This window comes from Paenibacillus ehimensis NBRC 15659, assembly GCF_004000785.1.
GTDB lineage: Bacteria > Bacillota > Bacilli > Paenibacillales > NBRC-103111 > Paenibacillus_G > Paenibacillus_G ehimensis.
This window is the reverse complement of sequence record NZ_BILX01000101.1, coordinates 1-20,008: the sequence shown is the minus strand read 5'-3', so window position 1 is coordinate 20,008 and position 20,008 is coordinate 1. Positions and strand designations below refer to the sequence as shown.

Here is a 20,008-nt window from a genome sequence, read left to right as displayed (position 1 = left end):
GGCTCGCCGATGGCGACCTCCGCCTTCGGGAACTCCTCCTCGAACGGCTTGCCGAGCATCTCTTCGACGACCGCCTGCGCGTCCGTGCTCACCGCCGCTTTTGTCGAGATTCGCTGCCCGTCCCGCATGACGGTGACCCGGTCGCTGATGCGGAACACCTCGCCGAGCCGGTGCGAGATGAAAATGCAGCCGACGCCGTCGGCCTTCAGCCGGTTCATGATGCGGAAGAGCTGCTCGGCCTCTTCGCCGGAGAGCGGGGCGGTCGGCTCGTCGAAAATGATAAACTTCGCCTTTTGCGCCAGCGCCCGGCCGATCAGCACCAGCTGCTTCTGCGCGATGGACAGCTCTCCGGCCTGCCGCCGGACGTCCAGGCCGGTCAAGCCGATATCGGCCAGCACGCGGGAAGCCTCCTGCTGCAGACCGCTCCAATCGATCCAGCCGCGTCCGGCAGTGAGCCGGTCCAGCATGATGTTTTCCGCTACGGTCAGCTTCGGAACAAGCGCCGTATCGACCTCTTGATACACGCACTGGATGCCGCTGCGGATGGCGTCGAGCGGACCGCCGATGGACAGCGCGGCTCCGTCGATCAGAATGCTGCCCCCATCGGGTCGGTAAGCGCCGGACAGCACCTTCATCAGCGTGCTTTTGCCGGCGCCGTTCGCGCCGAGCAGCGCATGAATTTCGCCGCCGCGGACCTCGAAATCGACTTGATGCAGCGCCCGGACGCCGGGGAACGATTTGGATATGCCTTTCATTTCTAGTCGAGCTGCGGAAGTGGTCATCGGGACAGTCTCACGCTCCTTCAACGGAAAATCCCACCGGCTCCGCAGCGGGTGGGATTGGGTTATTCAGATGGTTACTTGGCCGCCGGTTTCTCGGCTTTTTTCAGCCAGTCGGTGTAGCCTTGCTGGCTGTTGCCCCAGCCTTTCACGTGCTCGCTCAGCTGAGCGGTTGAGATCTGCTGCTGCGGCAGTTGCTCGCGGGAGACGAATACCGGGTCCAGAACGACTTTGTCCGGCGTTTGGTCGCCGTGAAGCTTTTGGTACAGGTAACGAACCTGAATGCGCCCGATATCCTTCGGATCGACGGCGGCGGAAGCGATCCACGGGCTCTTCGGATCCTGGATCATTTGCAGGTCCTCGTCGCTCATATCGATGCCATATACTTTGATTTCCGTGCGGCCCGCTTGCTGAATGGCCCGCGAGGCGCCCTTGGCGAACTCGTCCCAAGCGGCCCATACGGCTGCGATGTCGCCCTTGTTCGGGTATTTCTTCAGGATCGCTTCCATTTGCGCTTGCGTATCCAGCGCGGTGTTCTGCGAAGCGGCGCCGAAAGCGGCGATTTCCTTAATATCCTTGTTTTTGTCCTGGAACGCTTTGTAAGCGACTTGACGGCGCTCCATCGGGGCGAAGCCCGCAACCCAGATTTTGACGATGTTGCCTTTGCCGCCGATGTCTTGAGCCAGCTTGTCCAGCGTCATCTCGGCCATCTTGGCGTCGCCCTGCTCCAGCACGGTCACGCCCGGAACTTGCAGATCGGCGTCGAAGGCGACGACCGGGATTTTCTTCTCCAACGCCCGCTTTACGCCCGCTTCGAGCGCTGCCGCCGTTCCGTGGTCGATCAGGATGCCGTCGACCTTCTGGTTGATGGCGGCATCGAGGTTCGAGGCCATCTTGGCAAGATCGCCGTCGGCCGGAGTGACGGTGACTTTGCCGCCGAGCTTCTCGACCTGCTCCTTCACGCCTTCGATGTACTGCGCGGAGAAGGTACCAAGGTTGATTTGCATAATAAGCGCGATCTTTTTATTCGCGAGCGGGTTGTCCGCGCCGCTTCCCGCTTGGGCGTTCGCGCCCTCCGCCGGCTTGCCGCCTTGCTCCGAAGCCTGCGGCTTCGTACCGCAAGCGATCATGCCGATCGAAAGCAAGAAGATGAGTACCAGCAGAACGCTTTTTCTCCAATGTGACATGACGATGAGTTCCTCCCCCGAATGGCAATAATTATATAATTCCAATGGAATTAGTAGGTGATAAATACTTTACCATTCTTATTCATAAACGGTCAATATGCAGGGGAATATTTTTAGAGGCGATCCTTCAAAAAACTACAAAAACCGACAATTTTCCGGTCTACCCCTCATCGTAGCATAGACCTCCCCGGTTGGGAACGGGGAAAAGGGCGTTTTCCGAATATTAATCCGCGATCAGCAGGAAAAATGCAAAAAAAACTCCGTCATCGGAGGATGAAACGGAGGAGGTTAGCGGTTATTGTACGGATTCGTGCCAGGGGCGGGCAGGGAAAGCGGCGGCTTCTATTGAAGCAAAAACGATACGGCCACGACCGTAACCGAGACGTAATGCAGCAGATCAAGCCACGGCTTCTTCGGACGCCGCAAAAGCTGGAACGTCATGTGCACGGAACGGATGATGATCAGAAACAAGGCGATTTGTACTAGCGCTACGGGCATGCGGGCTTCCTCCCGGTCCATTATGGTATCTATCACAGCTTATGCGCCATTTTTCGGAACATGCCTCGGATGGGCGCCGCCGCATCGGTTTTCCTGCAACCTTTGGCAGGCCCCGTCCGTCTAGTAGATAACTCCGGAGTAAACAGCGAAAGGTGGTTTTTGATTATGATGAAAAAAGCACTGGCAGTTCTGTCGGCGGCAGCGCTGTTCGGCAGCTTGGCGGCCGGCTCGGCCTCGGCTTTCAACGATTTGAGCGCAGATCAGAAGGAGCCGATTACCGCATTGAAACAGCGAGGAATCGTCAGCGGGGTGGATGGTGAGCATTTCGTCCCGATGGGAAAAGCCAGCTATGCGCAAACCGTTCATATGCTGGTCAAGGGGCTGAATTTGAACATGGATACGATGCGCTTCGTCAAGAAGCCCGAAGCATCGGATTATTATACGAACGTGCCGAATAACGCGTGGTACGCCGAATCTTTCGTGATCGCCCAATTGAACGGCCTGCCGATACCGAAGGATGTGGACCCGAACGGGACGATTACCCGCGAGCAGTATGCGGATCTGCTGATCCACGCGATCGATACGAAAGGGACGTACCCGGTGATCGAAATGTTCGTCGTCCTCGCCGATCAAGGCGAGATCGATCCGAAGGTGAGCAACAGCGTGCAGCGGATGGTGCTGCACAAGCTGATCAAATTGGGAGAAGATGCAAAGTTTTATCCGAAGCGGGAGCTGACCCGCGGTGAAGCGGCCGTCTGGCTGCACAGCGCGATCAAGTTCGTCGAATCGCATGCGGATGCGCCAAAGCCGGCACCGCAGGAAGACGTTAAAGTGACGGTGGAAAAAGTCAACGACGACGTGAACAAAGTCGTTCTGTCCCGCGGCGAGAAGCCGACGGGCGGCTACGGTATCGAGATTAGCGGCATCCGGTTCGAATCGGACGGCCGGGCGGTGATTACGTACACCTTGACCGATCCGAAGCCGGACAGCATGAACACTCAGGCGATTACCGAACCGAAAGCGGAAACGTACGTTTCGTCCAAATATAAACCGGTAGCCGAGCCTGACGGTTCGACGAGCGTCAGCCCGGCCAATCCGCGGTCTTAACCGTCTTGAACGCGCAAGGAACCGGTTGTCTGCCATCCCCGGCGCGGGGGCGGACAGCCGGTTCTTTTTCGTGCCGCCGTTTCGTCTGGAGCCGCTTCGGATTCAAGGCGGAAATTCCCGGGTAAAACGGGTATAATACGCTTAAAAGCTATCTATCGATAGCGTGCGAAAAAAGAGGAGTGGATCACCATGGACAAGCGGTATGCGGACGTAAACGGCACGAGGCTGGCCTACATCGACCGGGGCCAAGGGACCCCGGTCATTTTGCTTCACGGCTTTTGCGGGAGCTCGGCCTATTATGATGAAGTCGCGCCGCTGCTCGAAGGCCGCTGCCGGTTGATTATACCGGATCTGCGCGGGCACGGCGCATCCGACGCCCCGGATGGGACGTATACGATGGAGGCGATCGCCGACGATATCGCCGCGTTAATCGACCGGCTCCATATCGGTCGCCCGGTCGTGCTCGGCCATTCGCTGGGCGGGTATGTGACGCTCGCGCTGGCCGAGAAGCACGAGGACAAGCTGCTCGCGTTCGGCTTGCTTCATTCGACCGCGTTTCCGGACGACGAGAAGGGCAAAGAAGGCCGGCTGAAGGCGATGGAGACGATCCGGGCTCAGGGGCTGCCGGCATTTATCGAAGGATTGATCCCGAAGCTGTTCGCTCCGGCTCATCTGGAGACGATGCCGGAGGCGGTGCGCAAAGCGAAGGAGATCGGTCTGGGTACAAGCGCCGAGGGCGCGGTCCGTACGTTGGAAGGGATGCGGCAGCGGCCGGACCGCAACGCCGTATTGTCCGCAGCGCAGGTGCCGGTGCTGCTTGTCGCTGGGACGGGCGATCAGATCATTCCGCCGCAGCGGACGTTCTCCGTCGACAAGGAGGCTTTTCAGCGCAGCCAGATCGACGGGGCCGGCCACATGAGCATGATGGAAGCGCCGGGCGAGCTGGCGCAGGCGATCCTTGCGTTTACGGCCAAGCTTTAAACCGTTCCCGGGGCGCATCGATTCGAAAAAAAGGGATGACAGCGACCGTCGGCAGGCTGAGCCTGCCATGCGGACGCTTGTCATCCCTTTGCGTTTGTTTAGTGCATCAAATCGGACACATGCTGGATCTTGATGAGGTTTGTCGTGCCTGTGCTTCCCAGAGGCACCCCGGCCGTGATAACGACCAGATCGTCGGCTTCCAGCAAGCCTTCGTTGATTCCGCGGCTGACGACGGAGGTAAACAGCTCGTCCGTCGAGCCGATCTGCTCGCCCAGAATCGGGATAACGCCCCAGACCAAATTCAAATTTCGCATGACTGTCTCGTTCGGCGTAATTGCCACGATCGGGGCGTTGGGACGATATTTGGACACCATGCGGGCGGTGAAGCCGGTCGCGGTGGAGGTCAGAATCGCCTTGGCGTTCAGATCGTCTGCGGAGCCGACGACAGCCTGACTGATCGCTTCGGTTACGCTGCTGCGGACCAGCACGTGGCCCAGCTTGCGCTTGCCGTAATCCGGCGACGATTCGGTTTGCTCGGCAATGCGCGCCATCGTGGCGACCGATTCGACCGGGTATTTGCCGGAGGCCGTTTCCCCGGACAGCATCACGGCGTCGGAGCCGTCGAGCACGGCGTTGGCGACATCGCTTGCTTCCGCCCGGGTCGGGCGCGGGTTGTTCTGCATGGAATCAAGCATATGCGTTGCCGTAATGACCGGCTTGCCGGCCCGGTTGCACTTTTGGATCATCTGCTTTTGAACAATAGGCACGTCTTCGACCGGAATTTCTACCCCCAAGTCCCCGCGCGCAACCATCAGGCCGTCCGAAGCTTCCAGAATTTCGTCCAAATTGTCGACGCCTTCCAGGTTTTCGATTTTCGAGATAATTTGAATGTCGGGCGCCCCGTACTGCTCCAGAAGGTGCCGTACCTCCAGCACGTCTGCCGCTTTGCGGACGAACGACATCGCGATCATGTCGATGCCTTCCCGCACCCCGAACCGGATATGCTCGATATCCCGCTCCGTCACGCCGGGCAGCGAGGTGCTCACGCCGGGAAGGTTGACGCCTTTGCGCGCTTTAAGAACACCGCCGTTCAAGATCCGGCAGCGGATTTCCGTGCCTGCGATTTCTTCCACCTTCAGCTCGATCAGCCCGTCGTCGATCAGGATGGACGTGCCGACGGACACATCCTTCGGGAGGTCCGGGTACGAAACGGGAATGCGCCGCCCGTCCCCGAGAACCGGCTCGGTCGTCAGCACAACCTGCTCGTTTTGCTTTAGCGTGTACGAGGCTTCAAGCAGCTTGCCGGTGCGGATTTCGGGGCCTTTGATATCGATCATAATGGCAATGGGCCGGTTCAGCTCTTTTCCGGCTTGCCGGATATTCGCAATGCGGCTGCTGTGTTCGGCCGGCTCGCCGTGGGCAAAGTTCAGCCGGGCGACGTTCATCCCCGCCTCAATGAGCTTTTTCAACTGCTCCACCGACTCGCAGGACGGGCCGATCGTACATACAATTTTCGTTTTTCGCATGGGTCTCCTTCTCCTTCGGCTTGTCCGGACATCCGGGACTCCGTCATCTCCGAATGTTCCGGGCAGGTGCAAGATGTCTGTAATGAACGTATTGTAACGAAAAAATTGCCGTTACACTATGAAATATAGTACACTTTTTGTAATATAGTTTGATCATCTTGTGAAGGAGGTTCGGGAATGATTCGGCTCATGGCTTCGGCCCACGATTTGGGGCACGGGTGGAACATCGCTTCCGAGGACAGTCCCGCAGCTTATTCGCTCCATGCCGTGGCCTACGGGAAATGCTGCTACTGGGTTTGCCACGAGAAGCACGTGATGGAAAAAGGCGACGTGCTTTTTGTGCCGCGTGGCGTGCCGTTTTACGCCAAGAGCATTCCGACCGTCGCTCACGAGAAATACCGTGTCGAGTTTACCGCAGAGCCGGAAGCGGGCTGGCTGCCGGTACTGGACGAAGCCGGGCCGGTTGTGTTTAAACCGAGAAATATGGACCTGCTGCTGCGGCTGATGAAGAAGCTGCATGCGCAATGGACGGACCGGCCCGATTATTACCAAGTGAAGTGTCTGAGCCTTCTGCTTGATCTGTTGGCCGAGTTCAACCGGGACTATGACGCATTCCGCAGGCCGGATGCCAAGAGCGCGCAGACCGCCCTGATGAAAAAGTATGTGCAGGAGCATTACCGGGAGAAAGTGACGAAGGAAGAGCTCGGCCGGTTCATCGGCAAAAGTCCGGCTTACGCGGCGACGATCTTTAAAGAAACGACCGGGCAAACGATCGGGGAATACGTTCATGCGCTGCGGATCGAAGCGTCGAAATATTTGCTGCAGCATTCGGAGCTGACGATCGGCGATATCGCCGACCACCTGGGCTACTGCGACCAGTCGTATTTTCAGCGCACCTTCAAACGGATTACGGGCGAGAAGCCGTCCCGATACATGAACGAACGCGAAAAGAAACGGTAGACGGCAAACCTCCATTGACGCAAGTCAGAGGGCGAAGTATACTGAAATCATAAAAGTGAGTACTCACTCATTTTTAATTGAAGTCACGATCTTCGCACAAACGGAGGCGATAACGATGGTTCATCGCGTGATGGAAAAAGACGTTTGCATTGCCGGAGGGGGCCCGGCCGGACTCATTCTCGGCATGCTGCTGGCCAAAGCCGGCGTCGATGTCGTTGTGCTTGAAAGTCATGACAACTTTGACCGCGAATATCGCGGGGAGGTGCTTCAGCCTCGCTTTCTGCAGCTGCTGGAGCAAGTGAATTTGCGGCAATATATCGAATCGTTTCCCTCGTCGAAACTGCGCCAGGGCGTGCTCTATTACAAAGACAAGCGGCTCGGGGGATTCAGCTTCGACAACATCTCCGAGGAAATCCCATATGCGCTTTGGATGCCGCAGCCTATTTTGCTGCAGGCGCTTTATGACAAAGCGAAGTCGCTGCCTTCCTTCGAGCTGATGTTTTGTGCTGCGGTGAAGGAGCTGCTCCATGAGGGAGAGCGGATAACTGGAGCGGTTGCCGAGACGCCTGAAGGGACGCTGGAGGTTCGCGCCCGCGTCACGGTCGGAGCGGACGGCCGCTTCTCGGCGGTCAGCCGGCTGGGCGGGTTCGAGATGGAATATGACCACCTCGCGGGCGACCTCGTCTGGTTCACCGTCCCGAAGCCTGCCGATTGGGGCGACGAGCTGAGGATGAAGATTACCGATGGCTACAGCTATATCATTTTGCCGAAATACCCGAATTGTCTTCAGGTCGGCGTCGCCGTGCCGTTAGGCGAATGGAAGGCGATCCGGCAGCACGGCATCGAGCCGTTCCGCCAAGAGCTGCTGGCCGCGCATCCGGCGTTTCGCGAATTTGCCGAGGCGCTGACCGATTTCAAGCCGTTTGTGCTTCTGCAGGTCAAGGACTTTTACGTCAAGCAGTGGGCCAAGGACGGCTGTCTGCTCATCGGAGACGCGGCGCACTGCGCTTCTCCCGTCGGCGCGGTCGGCGTGTCCTTATCCGTTACCACGGCCGTGATTGCGGCGGATGTCATTTACGATGCGCTGCAGGACGGCGACGTGTCCGCTGATCGTCTCGGGCGCGTTCAAGCGCTGCGCGACAGTGAAATTCGCTCGGTGCACAAAATGCAAGCGCGCGCGGCGAGAGTATTTTTTACCTCGACTCCGTTCATGCGAACGCTTGCGCCGGTATTTATCTCTTTGGTTACGCGTACCAGGCTGCTTGCTGCGGTTCAGCGAAGAGTGCTGAGCCTGTCCGGCAAGGTGCCGATTCATGAACGGTTCACTTTTCAAGACTAAAACTGGATGAAGTCCACCTTCTACCGGTCCCGGAGCGCATAAGTCGTCTGCCGGGGCCGGTCTTTTTTTGAGAAAGCGCCAGAAAGAGAGCGCATGGTGTACAATAGAATAAAGAAAGGCTTACGGAAGGAGGCAGAGCGGGATGGAGAAGAGTTCGCGCAAGGATACGGAAGCGGAGCGGCATCCGCTTGTATTTTACGACGGGGTGTGCGGATTTTGCCAACGGGTCGTGCAGTTCATTATTCCCCGTGATCGAAGCGCCGTCTTCCGGTTCGTCGCCATCCAATCCGAGACCGGAAGCCGCCTGCTGCGGCGGCACGGGCTCGATCCCGCTGAATTGAATACGTTCGTGCTTCTTGAGCAGGGCCGGGTGTACACGCGCTCGACCGCGGGACTCCGGGTGCTTCGCAGGCTGGATGGGGCATGGCCTTTGCTTTATGCGTTGATCGTGGTCCCGCGGCCGGTGCGGGATTTGGTATATAAGTGGATCGCCGCGAACCGGTACCGTTTTTTCGGCAAAAGCGACTCCTGCATGCTGCCGCCCCCCGAAGTGCGTGAGCGGTTTCTCGATACGTGAGCGGCTGTCGCACAGCTTGCTTTTCCACTCCGTTTACCGGTTGCGGTACTGCCCGGGGGGAACCCCGACAAGCCGCTTGAACATGCGGATAAAATGCGAATAATCGTTGAAACCGGAGCCTTCGCAAGCGGCGGTGACGTTATGCCCCTCCTGAAGCAGCTTTTTGGCGCGGGCAACCCGTTTGAGCAAAATATATTCGTGAATCGTGCTTCCCGTATGCTTGCGGAAGAGACGGCTGAGATAATAGCGGTTCATATAAAATTGCCGTTCCAGCGCTTCCAGCGTCAAATCGTGCTCCAGATGCCCGTCGATATATTCGAGCAGCGGCCCCAGCTTTTCGTGCGTAACGGCCGGGCTGTAGCCGGTACCCGAGCGATGGTCGCGGAACGCCTGATTGACCAGCACCAGCAGCTCGATCATACAGGCGGTCAGCAGCAGATCGGCCCCGTCCGGAGGCTCGGAAAGCAGAAGCTCGGTCTTCTTGAACAAAGCGAGAGCGGCCTCCAACTGCGGGCTGTTGAGCGCGATCCGGTTGGACTCCCCTTGCGGCCGGTTGACGAAGCATTCGAGCAGGGGGAAGTCCGAAACCAGCGCCAGACTGGCGGCGATGGAAGGATCGAAATGAATGACGACATTTTCATACGGCGCATTCGAACGAAAGGTCGGCTTGTGCAGCTCCCGGTTGTTTAAAATCAGCATATCGCCATAGCTTAGCGGATACACGTTTTTATCGATCAGATAGTGCACGTCACCGGCGATAAAAAAATAAATCTCATACCGGTCGTGAAGATGGAAATCGATTTTTGGAGGCGTTTCCATCCGGCGGTGGGTGAAGTCGAAATATTTGTTTTTTCCATGGATGTGCATGGCTGTGTTCCTCTATTTGGGCAAAAGTCAAAAAAAGCAATAAATAAAGCAATGGATGCAAGGAAGTTGTTTTTATTATACGTCATGATGGAGTTATTCTACCACTGAAGAAACTAGGTGAACCCTGTGAAACGTTTAGGTACGGCTCTGATCGGCTGCGGCGCGATTGCCGGCGTTCATTTGCAAGCGATCGCCAAGCTCGGTATGGCCGAATTGAAGGCGGTTGTGGACACGAATGAAACGGTCGGACGAAGAATCGCGCAGCAGTACGGCTGCGACTATTACGCGGATTACCGCGAAATGCTGAAGCGCAGCGATATCGATGTCATCCACGTATGCACCGGCCATTACCTGCATGCTCCCATGACGGTTGATGCGCTCGCAGCGGGTAAGCACGTGTTGACGGAGAAGCCGATGGCGGAAAACAAAGCGTCGGCGTACACGATGCTGGAGGCAGCAGCGAAGCATACGAGCGTGCAGCTCGGCGTCATTTTCCAGAACCGGTACAATCCCGCTTCGGTCCGTATGAAGCAGGCGGTCGATTCGGGCGAGCTCGGCAAGCTGCTTTGCTTGAAAGGCATCGTAACCTGGTACCGCAGTCCGCAGTATTACGAGAGCGAGTGGAAGGGGCGCTGGGCGACGGAGGGCGGCGGCGTGCTCATCAACCAAGCGATTCATACGCTCGATTTGCTGCAGTGGTTCGGCGGCGAAGTGGAAAGCATCAAGGGCTCGGTTTCGACGGATGCGCTCGAAGGCGTCATCGAAGTCGAGGATTCGGCGCATGCCCATTTGGTGTTCGCCGGCGGCGCGACGGCGGTATTTTATGCGACGAATGCCTACGGCGTCAACTCCCCGGTGGAGGTGGAGCTGGTGTTCGAGCAAGGTCGGCTGCATTTGCTGGGCGACACTTTGTATTTGCATCGGAACGGCACATCGGCGGTTCTCAGCGAGCCGGTACCGAACGATCTTGGGGAAAAATCGTACTGGGGCGTCAGCCATGCCTGCCAAATCCGCGATTTTTACGAGCATGTCCTGGCGGGAAGGCCCTACCCGCTGAACGGACCCGAGGGCTACAAAGCGCTCCGGCTCGTGACGGACATTTACGAATCCTCCCGCAGCGGGCAGCGCATTCGTTATCATCATTAGCCATAACAATACAAGAAAACGAGCCACCGGCGCACATGGCACCGGGGCTCGTTTTTCTGCATTTTACAGTTTTTCCAAGAAAGTTGTCACTCTCTGCACATACTCCGCTTTGAGCGGCGGATAGTTCCTGGCATGTCCTTCCGTCCCGGTCGTCCACAGCTCGAATTTATCCTTGTGCTTTTCCCACATCGACTCGCTGTTGCGGTAAGGAATCGAGTGGTCGTTCGTGCTATGAATGAACAGAACCGGCCGCGGGTAAATGCGGTCGACCGCTGCGAGCCCGTCCACCTGATCCGTGTCGACCCCGATCAGCGGAGGCAAAATCCCCAAGATCAGCGGCGTAAAAGGGAAGTTGGGCAAATTCGACCAAACGGGCAAATTCTCCTTCAAATACGGGGTCAAACGATTAAACGGACTGTCCGCCACCACGCCGGCAACGGACGGCTCTTCCGCCGCGGCAAGCAGCGAAGTGCTGGCTCCCATCGAGAAGCCGAGCAGCGCCAGCTTGCCCGGATGGTTTTTGTTCATCCAATCTATGGCGCCGAGCAGGTCGTGCTTTTCATAATAGCCGATCGAGGTCACGCTGCCTTCGGATTCCCCGGCATTGCGAAAATCGAACATCAGGACGCTGTAGCCCCGGTCCGTCAGCTCTTTGGCTAACGACAACGCTTCGGCGCTTTTTTGCAATCGGTTGTTCTTGTACCCATGAGCCATAATGATGCCCGGCTTGGCGGCAGCGCCTTCTCCTTCCGTCACTTTGCCTGGCAAGTACCAGCCTTTCAGGGTCAATCCGCCTTCGCGGCTTGGAAATTGCACGTTTTCGTAGACAAGCCCGAGGCGTTCCGGTGAATCATCCAGAGCCTTCGGCACCGGGTGTGACAGCTTCCATCCTACATAGACCGAGATTCCTATACAAGCGATCACTGCTACAGCCAGCAGTCCGACGACGATCCGCAGCCATAACGGGCTCCTCGACATTCTTCTTCGCCTTCGCGGCACTCTCGATATCGCAGGGGTTGGTTTCATAGGTCGCGTTCCTTTCTTTATCCAAAAACGGTCTGATTCAAAAGGCAATCCCCATTATACGACAGGATCGGATAAGGGGACAGACTCTATTTCGTTTTAGCGGCTTTCTTCGCGCGCATGGTCCATCTGGCGTACACGTAAGACAGCGCCAATCCTGCGCACAGCGTCACAACGGCGTATCCGGGATGGGACATGGCCCACAGCAGAGGCACGCCCAGCAGAAGCAGGCAAGCGGCATGAATGCGGAAACGGACGGCAGCCGCCGAACGCATGCGCAACTCTGGCGGAAGCGGGTAGATATACGACCAATCGGAATGCCGGTACGCTTTTTGCAGCTCTTTAAGCTGAAGCATCGTAAGTCCCGCAAACAGGGCGAACAAGAAAATGGCCAGCGCATCGCTGCGGGTCCAAGCAATCAATAAGAAGCCGAGCGCCGTCAGCCGCATCGTGATTCCGCCCAGCTCGGAACGAAGCCATACCAGCGTAAACAAGTAACGGTAAGTATGAGCCGAATCATACCCGAAGCCTCCGAGCCCCCGGAGAAGCTTCATCGGCGCACGAATCGGCGTCGGACGGTAAGGGATGTCCGCGACATCGATAAAATAGTTCAGAAGCCTGAAAACCCGCGCGCGCTGTTTTTGTTCCGTCTCGGCGAGTCTGAGCCAGTTCAGAATTCGCTTGCCGCCCGAGAGTCGCAGCGCCCCGAGGTAAGCCAGCAGCACGGCGGAGACGGCTAACGTCCCCGTCCAAAGCGGCAGACGGAGCAGAAGCAGCGCCGCTGCGGCCGCAACGAGCCAACGAAGCGCCGACCATAGAACGATCGGAAGACGATCCGTCAGCTTGAGTTCCAGCCATGCGCCGTGGATCAGCACTCGTTTCGCAAAAATCAGAAGGAGCAGCACGTGAACGAATTCGCCGAGGTTTCCGTCGGCTCCCATGGCATACATCGGCCAGACCGCCATCCACACGGCAAGCAGCAGGAACGACTGCATCCAGAATGACCGCATCACCGCCCGATGCATATACACCGACAGCTTCGTTTCCATCGGAAGCAAATAGATGAAGTCCGCGTTTCTAATGAAAGTGCGAACCGGGCATCCAGCCAAAAAAGGCAGGAGTACGAGCGCTGCCGTTTCGCGAAAAGGGAAATCCGGCGGCGCCTCGTTCAGGAAACGGGGATAAAAGTACATTCCCGCCAGCATCAGCAAAATAAGGGCATAGGAGACGCTTTGCAGCGCATACCCGGCATAGGGCCGTACTTCCCGCCAAAACTCCGACGTTCGTTTGCTCCACAATCCTTGAATATCGGAAGGCAGCTCGCGTTTGCTCATCTTACCGTCACGTCCCGGGTCACCAGGCTGCAGAACAAGTCGTCGAGCGAAGCGCCGGGCATATCCGCCTGCACCCGCAGCGCCTCCACATCCCCCTCAGCCGTCAGCCGGCCTTGATGAAGCAGAAGGAAACGGTCGCCGTACCGTTCGATCGTGGACAGAATGTGCGAGCTGATCAGAATGGCTCCGCCGCTTTCTTTGACCCGGACCATCAGCTCCAGCAGCGCGCGGATGCCAAGCGGATCGAGGCCGAGAAAAGGCTCGTCGATAATATATAAGGCCGGCCGTACGAGAAAAGCGCTCATAATCATGACCTTTTGCTTCATCCCTTTGGACAAATGGGCCGACAAGCGGTTTCCGTTGGCGGTCATTTGAAATTCGTCCAGCAGGGCGGCGGCCCGCTCCTCGAAAGCTTCTTTCGGAATACCGTAGGCCATCGCGGCCATTTCGAGATGCTCTTTTACTGTCAATTCTTCGTACAAAAGCGGATTTTCCGGGACGTAGGCATATGTCCGCCGGTAGGCTGTCGGGTCTTGCTCCACCGATCTGCCGTTGAGCAGAATTTGACCGCTGTGCGGCTGCATCAGGCCGAGGATATGCTTGATCGTCGTGCTTTTGCCCGCTCCGTTCAATCCGATCAGGCCGACCATCTCACCCGGACGAACCGAGAACGACAGGTCGTGCAGCACCGGCTTTTTGCGGCTGTATCCGCCGGTCAGCTTTTCCACCTTCAATAAAGGCTGCATGTCCATTCACCTCATCGCTATTGTACCTTGTTTTCCCCGGAAAAGAAAAAAATGCCGCAGTCGCGGCAAAGACTTGTTGAGAAAGTGGTGAATTGAGGTAGAGGTGTACGAGGAGGTGGGGTATCCACTTCCGACCGCTGTTGTTATCGGGAAATTTTGATTGGAAGCCGCTTATCAGCGGATATTTCCCGATGACAAAGGCGGACGCTATCGCTTCTCCAGTGGATACCCCACCCACGTATAGTTCTCTATTTCAGTCAAAACCACTTTCTCAACACTCTGATGCCGCCATCGCGGCAAAGTTTTTTCTCGATATTAATTAAAACTGTTTGCTTCGCACGGGGGAGATGAACCAGTAAGCGAGCCCGACGAACATTCCGCCGCCGACGATGTTGCCGAGCGTGACCGGAATCATATTATTGAACCAGCCGCCAAGCGAGATGGCTTCGGGATGCTGCGGAAGCAAATAGGCCAAACTAAGAAGCGTCATATTGGCAACGCTATGCTCATAGCCGCTAGCGATAAAAGCATACAGGCACCACCAGATGAGCACCAGCTTGGCGATGTCTTCCTTCGCCCGTCCTGCCATCCATAAAGCCAGGCAGACGAGCCAGTTGCACAGAATGCCGCGGAAGAACGATTCCCAGAACGGAAGCGCCATTTTTTTGGCCGCAGCGGCGAAGATCAGATGCTCCGGCCCTGCCGTTTTGAACAGACCGGTACCGACGATCAGCAAGGAGAGGAATACGGCTCCGGCCAAATTCCCAAGGAATACGACGACCCAATTTTTCAGCGTATCGTTTACCGTCGTTCGGCGGGCCAGCGTGCTCATCGTAAAAAACATGTTATTCCCCGTAAACAGCTCCGAGCCTGCGAAGACGACAAGCGTCAGCGCCAGACCGAAGGACATCCCCATGACCATGGGCTGAAAAGGGGACTTGGCAGCCGCGACCGGCGCACCGACGGAGAAGATCAATATTATGCCCAGCCCGACGTACGCGCCGGCCAGCAAAGCCGATACCGCATAGCGGGCGAAGTTCTCGTTCATCTTTTCTTTCTTTTTCACAGCCGCTTCTATAATCGCTTCTACGCTTGATGTAAACATACGGCGGTCCTCCCCGGTACCTCTTCTGCGTTGGAAAAAAGTCGATTAAGCTTACAGCTTCATGCGGGTTGGACTGCGGGCGCAGCGATATGAACCTGACCGTCTTCTACTTTTGCCGGAAACGTCAGAACCTGTCCTTGGTCAGGCTGCTGTACGAGCCCTGTGGTCAAATCAATTTTCCAGTCATGAAGCGGGTCGTACAGGTAATGCCCCGATACGATCCCTTCTGCGAGCGGTCCGCCTTTCGGATGCGGACTGCGATTTTCCAGCGCATAGACTCCTCCGTCCGAAGTGCGAAAAACGGCGATTTCCCATCCGCGCCATTTCACGGTGCGTCCGATTTGCGGCAGAAACTGGTCAAGCGTTCCGATCGGATAAAAGGTTTCCTGCTCTTTCATATATTCCATACCCCTTCCTGTAACCAAAGTTAGTTTTATTGGGCTGCCGGTTCCAGGTTTTGGAACAAAGCCGTGCGCGTATCCGTATCGTTCAGCATTTTGGTCCACGGATCTTTAACCTGAGTCAATGCGAATTCGATCCGTTCCACGAGCGCTTTGCGGTTTTCCATATCGTCAACGACCGCCTTACGGATTGTTTCCAGCCCCATTCGCTCCACCCATTCCGAAGTTCGCTCCAGATATTTTCCGGTCTCCCGGTAATACTGGATGATGGCCGCGCACAGATCGATAAGCTCCTGATCCGTCTTTACCTTGCAGAGCGAATCCGCCAAACGCGCTTTAATTCCGCCGTTGCCGCCGATGAATATCTCCCATCCGCCATCGTTGCCGACAATGCCGATATCTTTGGTGCATGCTTCGGCGCAGTTACGCGGGCACCCGTTAACGGCCATTTTGAATTTGGCCGGCAGGTCCAGACGCTCGAATTTGCGTTCGAGGAATGCGCCCATGCTCATCGAATCCTGGGTGCCGAAGCGGCAAAATTGCGCGCCGACGCAGGTCTTAACGGTCCGCAGCGATTTGGCGTAAGCATAGCCCGAAGGCATGCCCAGCTCTTCCCAAACTTTGGGCACATCCTCTTTTTTCACGCCGATCAGATCCAGGCGCTGACCGCCGGTTACTTTGACGACCTTCACATCGTACTTCAGCGAAACGTCGGCAATTTTCTTCAAATCCTCCGGCGTCGTGACGCCGCCGTACATCCGCGGAACGACGGTAAAGGTGCCGTCTTTCTGAATGTTGGCGCTCATGCGTTCGTTCACGAAGCGCGATTCCTTCTCATCCTCGTGCGTATCGGGATAAATCATGCCCAAATAGTAGTTCAGCGCAGGGCGGCACTTCGAGCAGCCTTCCGGTTGGTTCCAGTCCAGCACATGCATAATTTCTTTCGTTGAGGTCAAACCTTTAGCGCGGATTTCTGCGACAATCTCGTCGCGGCCGAGGGTTGTGCAGCCGCAGATGCCTTGCTTGACGGAAGCCTTGAAGCCGTCGCCAAGAACGAACTGCAGAATTTGCTCCACGACCGGCTTACAGCCGCCGCAAGACCGTGTTGCGCCCGTGCAGGCTTTAATTTCGTCGACCGTCGTTAATCCTTTATCCGTGATGGCGTCGACAATCGTCTTTTTGGTAACGCCGTTGCAGCCGCACACGATTTCCTCGTCAGCCATAGCCTCCACCGAAGCCGAGCTTTTCGCTCCGCCGCCGCAGCAGCCGGTACCCATGAGCGAGTCGTAAATTTCGTCGGTCATCACGGTTTTTTGCTTGATCAGCTTTTGCAGATTGGCCGATTCCGTGATATCGCCGAAGAGCACCGCGCCTACCATCACATTTTGTTTCAGCAATATTTTTTTGTACGTTTGCTTCCATTCGTCCTTGTGGGCAATAACGACATGCTCCGGACCTTCGATAAATTCGCCTGTGGAGAAAACGTCCACACCCGATATTTTCAGCTTCGTCGATACGACCGAGCCTTCATAAGGGAGCGTATCTACGCCGCACAAATGTTTTGCAAGCACCATGCCTTGTTCAAAAAGCGGAGCAACCAGTCCATAGCAGACGCCGCGGTGTTCATTGCATTCGCCAACCGCATAAACGTCCGGCATGGAAGTTTGCATATAATCGTCTACCACGATCCCGCGCTTCGTCCAGATCCCGCTTGCTTGCGCCACGGCCACATTCGGCTTGATGCCTACAGCCATGACGACGAACTCCGCCTCAAGCACCGTATTGTCGGCAAACCGCAGCCCGGCGACACGTTCGCCTCCGAACAGTTCTACCGTCTTTGCGCCCATCGCAAATTTGATGCCTTGACGCTCCAGTTCCGCTTTGAGCATTGTCGCCGCCTGATGATCCAGCTGGCGCTCCATCAAATCGTCCATCAGATGCACGACGGTCACGTCCATGCCGAGATGAACAAGACCTTTGGCGGCTTCCAGCCCGAGCAGCCCTCCGCCGATCACGGCCGCTTTCTTATAAGACTTGGCTGCCTCCAGCATCTGCTGGCAATCCGAGATATCCCGGAAGCCGATCACGCCTTGCTTGTCGCTGCCGGGGATGGGCAGAATGAACGGATTCGAGCCCGTCGCGATAATGACTTTGTCGTACGGTACACGCTCACCATTTTCCGTTACGACTTCATGAGCCGCTCCGTCGATATGGGAAACCGTCGTTCCGGTATGAAGCGTAATTCCGTTCTCTTTGTACCAGTCCCATCCGTTCAACACAATGTCGTCGAAGGTTTTGCTGCCTTCCAGCACATAAGAGAGCAGAATACGATTATAGTTAGGATGCGGCTCGCTACCAAAAACGGTAATATCGAAGCGCGTTGTCAATTTCAAAATTTGTTCCACGGTGCTGATGCCCGCCATTCCGTTTCCGATGACGACAAGTTTTTCTTTATTGAGGGTCATTGTCCGGCCTCCTCGAAAGCTTTGAATTTTCTTGTGTATAAGGAAAGTATACAGGGAAGCTAACGAAAAATTAGTGATTTTTTTCACAACTATGCGATATTTATCACAAAGGAGCGTCAAATGTGACAAATTTAGTACGACTGGAAGCTGTGCCTTTGCCAAAACGCGAAAAAGACCGCCGAACTCCTGGCTGACCTAAGCCGGATAGGGCGATCTTTTCACAACTTTCCATAGATGCTTATGTAAATGGCTTATGCTTTTTTTACTGCCGGGAAATTGCGGCCGAGGCTTTACGGCGATACTGCAAATACAGCAGGCAGCCTGCGGCCACGACAGCCGGTACAGCCAAGTACTGCATCGAAAATGGCGCAATCGCCAGACAGAGCGCTGATGCGGTTAATGCGGCCAAGCGTCCGGTTTTGTCGTTCCACAGCAGCTTAACGCAGGCAAACGAAGCTACGATATACACCAGAATCCCGAGCGTGGTGGGCACCAGAATTAAGCGGTCGACCGAAAACGAAGCGGCGTAGCTGAAAGCCAGCGTCAACGTATTTGTCACAAACAGAAAGAACACCGAACGGTAGGGCGTCCCGCTCCTGCTCGTTTTCGCAAACCAACGGGGCAGCTTTCCTTCGTCGGCCAGCGCATACCCGAGGCGGGAAGAGCTAGCGAGGTACACGTTCAGTGTGCCCAGGCACACGATGCAGGCTACAACCACCGTTGCCAGCCCCGCATTCAATCCGATTGCCCGGTTCATCAGCGCAGCGAGCGGCGCCTCGGTTCCGATGTCTCCGTACGTATTCGTTCCTATTGTCACCGCGGATAGCAGCGTATATACGGCGCCGATAATAAAGACGCTGGCCCACGTGCAGCGCATTACGTCCCGATGCGGGTTGCGGAATTCGGGTACGAGATGGGTAATGCTTTCCCAGCCGAAGAACGCCCAAAAAATAAGGACGCACGCTTGCCCGATCCCGGTGAATCCGTGAGGAGCGAAAGGACGGAAGTGGCCCGCATCGATGTCCGGAAGGCTGTATGCGATCGTCAGCACCAGCAAGATAAGTACAATCCCGCTCAACCCCAGCGACACGAGTCCGCTGATGCGCATCCCGAGCAGGTTGGCGGCGAACGCCGCTATAAGAAACAGAAAGGCAAAGCCATACAGCCATTCGCTTGCCAGTCCGAAAACCGTGACAATATAGGAAGCGCCGGTTAATCCCACAACGGCTTGTCCCGTAGCGACCCAAGCGAAAAAGAACCAGCCGACGACAGCGCCGGATCTTGCTCCGAACGCCTGCTGCACAATCGTTGCGATGCCGCCGTAGTTTTCGTATTTCAGCGCAAGTCGGGCAAACGTATAGGCAATCGGAACGCTTAATAAGGAAAGCAGGAGCCAAGAGACAACCGCCGCAGGCCCGGCGGCGTCCGCCGTGTATCCCGGCAAAATCAAAATGCCCGATCCCAGAACCGCCCCCATATATAAAGCTACACCTTGCGTCATTGTAATTGTTCGTTTCGTCATCCGGGCACCTCGTTTTCTCGGCTTTATTTTAATAGATTACCAGAAAGTGAATTCGTTTTGGGCTCTTGCGCATAAGACAGCAATTATGTTATAGTGTCATTCCGGCCATTTGAGCCGGTCACAGATTTTCATGCAGAATAACTTGCAATGGCTGAAAAAATTTGGACTTGCATCTTCTGCGTGATATGTGGTAAAGTTACTTTCGCTGTCTCATTGCGGCGCTTCATTAATAACTTCTGCGCTTGCGGGTTCGTCCCCTCGAATGGAAAAATAAAGTGCTTGCCAAGCAGACGGCAAATGTGATAGAGTAATGATCGTTGTCTTGAAAGCCTCGGTAATTGAAACGGCCGAATGGCCTGAAATTAACAGTTGCAATCGGACAAGCGATGTGGTAAGTTAGTCTTCCGGCTGTTTGGAACAAACGGTTCGGAGGCATACTAAAACC

The 20,008-nt window shown here is 56.1% G+C and carries 18 protein-coding genes; 6 read left to right on the top strand and 12 right to left on the bottom strand.

From position 1 onward, the window contains the following. The 3 genes from PEH01S_RS31350 to PEH01S_RS34890 all read right to left on the bottom strand — a co-directional run. On the bottom strand, positions 1-782 hold a 782-nt coding region (locus tag PEH01S_RS31350; RefSeq protein ID WP_164828105.1), incomplete at its 3' end, for an ATP-binding cassette domain-containing protein. A gap of 74 nt (positions 783-856) precedes the next feature. Further along, positions 857-1,966: a sugar ABC transporter substrate-binding protein gene (locus PEH01S_RS31345; RefSeq protein WP_127490134.1), complete on the bottom strand. Its 1,110-nt coding sequence runs from the start codon at positions 1,964-1,966 to the stop codon at positions 857-859. 342 nt (positions 1,967-2,308) lie between these two features. Then, positions 2,309-2,464 carry a hypothetical protein gene (locus tag PEH01S_RS34890; protein ID WP_164828104.1) on the bottom strand — a complete coding sequence of 52 codons (156 nt, stop codon included), beginning with the start codon at positions 2,462-2,464 and terminating at the stop codon, positions 2,309-2,311. 165 nt (positions 2,465-2,629) lie between these two features. Between PEH01S_RS34890 and PEH01S_RS31340 the strand changes: the two genes are divergently transcribed. Both PEH01S_RS31340 and PEH01S_RS31335 read left to right on the top strand, forming a co-directional pair. Beyond that, complete coding sequence (locus tag PEH01S_RS31340) at positions 2,630-3,571, top strand: protease complex subunit PrcB family protein (protein ID WP_127490132.1); 942 nt, start codon at positions 2,630-2,632, stop codon at positions 3,569-3,571. A 189-nt stretch (positions 3,572-3,760) separates the two neighbouring features. Beyond that, the gene (locus tag PEH01S_RS31335; protein ID WP_127490130.1) at positions 3,761-4,552 is read left to right on the top strand and encodes an alpha/beta fold hydrolase; all 792 of its coding nucleotides are present in this window, start codon (positions 3,761-3,763) and stop codon (positions 4,550-4,552) included. 98 nt (positions 4,553-4,650) lie between these two features. Here PEH01S_RS31335 and pyk read toward each other — a convergent pair whose 3' ends face one another. Next, complete coding sequence (gene pyk, locus PEH01S_RS31330; RefSeq protein WP_025847411.1) at positions 4,651-6,078, bottom strand: pyruvate kinase; 1,428 nt, start codon at positions 6,076-6,078, stop codon at positions 4,651-4,653. A 177-nt stretch (positions 6,079-6,255) separates the two neighbouring features. Here pyk and PEH01S_RS31325 point away from each other — a divergent pair, with 177 nt between their 5' ends. The 3 genes from PEH01S_RS31325 to PEH01S_RS31315 all read left to right on the top strand — a co-directional run bounded on the left by PEH01S_RS31325 (position 6,256) and on the right by PEH01S_RS31315 (position 8,954). Further along, positions 6,256-7,038 carry a helix-turn-helix transcriptional regulator gene (locus tag PEH01S_RS31325; RefSeq protein WP_025847410.1) on the top strand — a complete coding sequence of 261 codons (783 nt, stop codon included), beginning with the start codon at positions 6,256-6,258 and terminating at the stop codon, positions 7,036-7,038. A gap of 115 nt (positions 7,039-7,153) precedes the next feature. Further along, on the top strand, positions 7,154-8,377 hold the full coding sequence (locus PEH01S_RS31320) for an FAD-dependent monooxygenase (RefSeq protein ID WP_127490128.1): 1,224 nt from the start codon (positions 7,154-7,156) through the stop codon (positions 8,375-8,377). Positions 8,378-8,519: 142 nt separating this feature from the next. Further along, entirely contained in the window at positions 8,520-8,954 is a 435-nt protein-coding gene (locus PEH01S_RS31315) for a thiol-disulfide oxidoreductase DCC family protein (RefSeq protein WP_025847407.1), read from the top strand. Between the two features lie 33 nt (positions 8,955-8,987). On the opposite strand, the gene PEH01S_RS31310 is transcribed toward PEH01S_RS31315, so the two are convergent. Further along, entirely contained in the window at positions 8,988-9,821 is an 834-nt protein-coding gene (locus PEH01S_RS31310; RefSeq protein WP_025847405.1) for a helix-turn-helix domain-containing protein, read from the bottom strand. Positions 9,822-9,947: 126 nt separating this feature from the next. On the opposite strand from PEH01S_RS31310, the gene PEH01S_RS31305 reads away from it, so the two are divergent. Next, a complete protein-coding gene (locus PEH01S_RS31305; protein ID WP_127490126.1) occupies positions 9,948-10,967 on the top strand; it encodes a Gfo/Idh/MocA family protein in 1,020 nt (339 codons plus the stop codon). Positions 10,968-11,030: 63 nt separating this feature from the next. On the opposite strand, the gene PEH01S_RS31300 is transcribed toward PEH01S_RS31305, so the two are convergent. The 7 genes from PEH01S_RS31300 to PEH01S_RS31270 form a co-directional block, all read right to left on the bottom strand. Further along, complete coding sequence (locus PEH01S_RS31300; protein ID WP_025847403.1) at positions 11,031-11,945, bottom strand: alpha/beta hydrolase; 915 nt, start codon at positions 11,943-11,945, stop codon at positions 11,031-11,033. 134 nt (positions 11,946-12,079) lie between these two features. Next, positions 12,080-13,324 (bottom strand): ABC transporter permease, encoded by a 1,245-nt coding sequence (locus tag PEH01S_RS31295; RefSeq protein ID WP_127490124.1) that lies wholly within the window; start codon positions 13,322-13,324, stop codon positions 12,080-12,082. Then, complete coding sequence (locus tag PEH01S_RS31290) at positions 13,321-14,070, bottom strand: ABC transporter ATP-binding protein (protein WP_025847400.1); 750 nt, start codon at positions 14,068-14,070, stop codon at positions 13,321-13,323. The genes PEH01S_RS31295 and PEH01S_RS31290 overlap by 4 nt, the downstream gene beginning before the upstream one ends. Before the next feature lie 319 nt (positions 14,071-14,389). Beyond that, complete coding sequence (locus tag PEH01S_RS31285; protein WP_127490122.1) at positions 14,390-15,175, bottom strand: formate/nitrite transporter family protein; 786 nt, start codon at positions 15,173-15,175, stop codon at positions 14,390-14,392. A gap of 59 nt (positions 15,176-15,234) precedes the next feature. Then, complete coding sequence (gene nirD, locus PEH01S_RS31280; RefSeq protein ID WP_025847397.1) at positions 15,235-15,573, bottom strand: nitrite reductase small subunit NirD; 339 nt, start codon at positions 15,571-15,573, stop codon at positions 15,235-15,237. Between the two features lie 35 nt (positions 15,574-15,608). After that, positions 15,609-18,041 carry a nitrite reductase large subunit NirB gene (gene nirB, locus PEH01S_RS31275; RefSeq protein ID WP_127490120.1) on the bottom strand — a complete coding sequence of 811 codons (2,433 nt, stop codon included), beginning with the start codon at positions 18,039-18,041 and terminating at the stop codon, positions 15,609-15,611. Between the two features lie 262 nt (positions 18,042-18,303). After that, positions 18,304-19,563 (bottom strand): APC family permease, encoded by a 1,260-nt coding sequence (locus PEH01S_RS31270; RefSeq protein ID WP_127490118.1) that lies wholly within the window; start codon positions 19,561-19,563, stop codon positions 18,304-18,306. Positions 19,564-20,008: the final 445 nt, after the last annotated feature.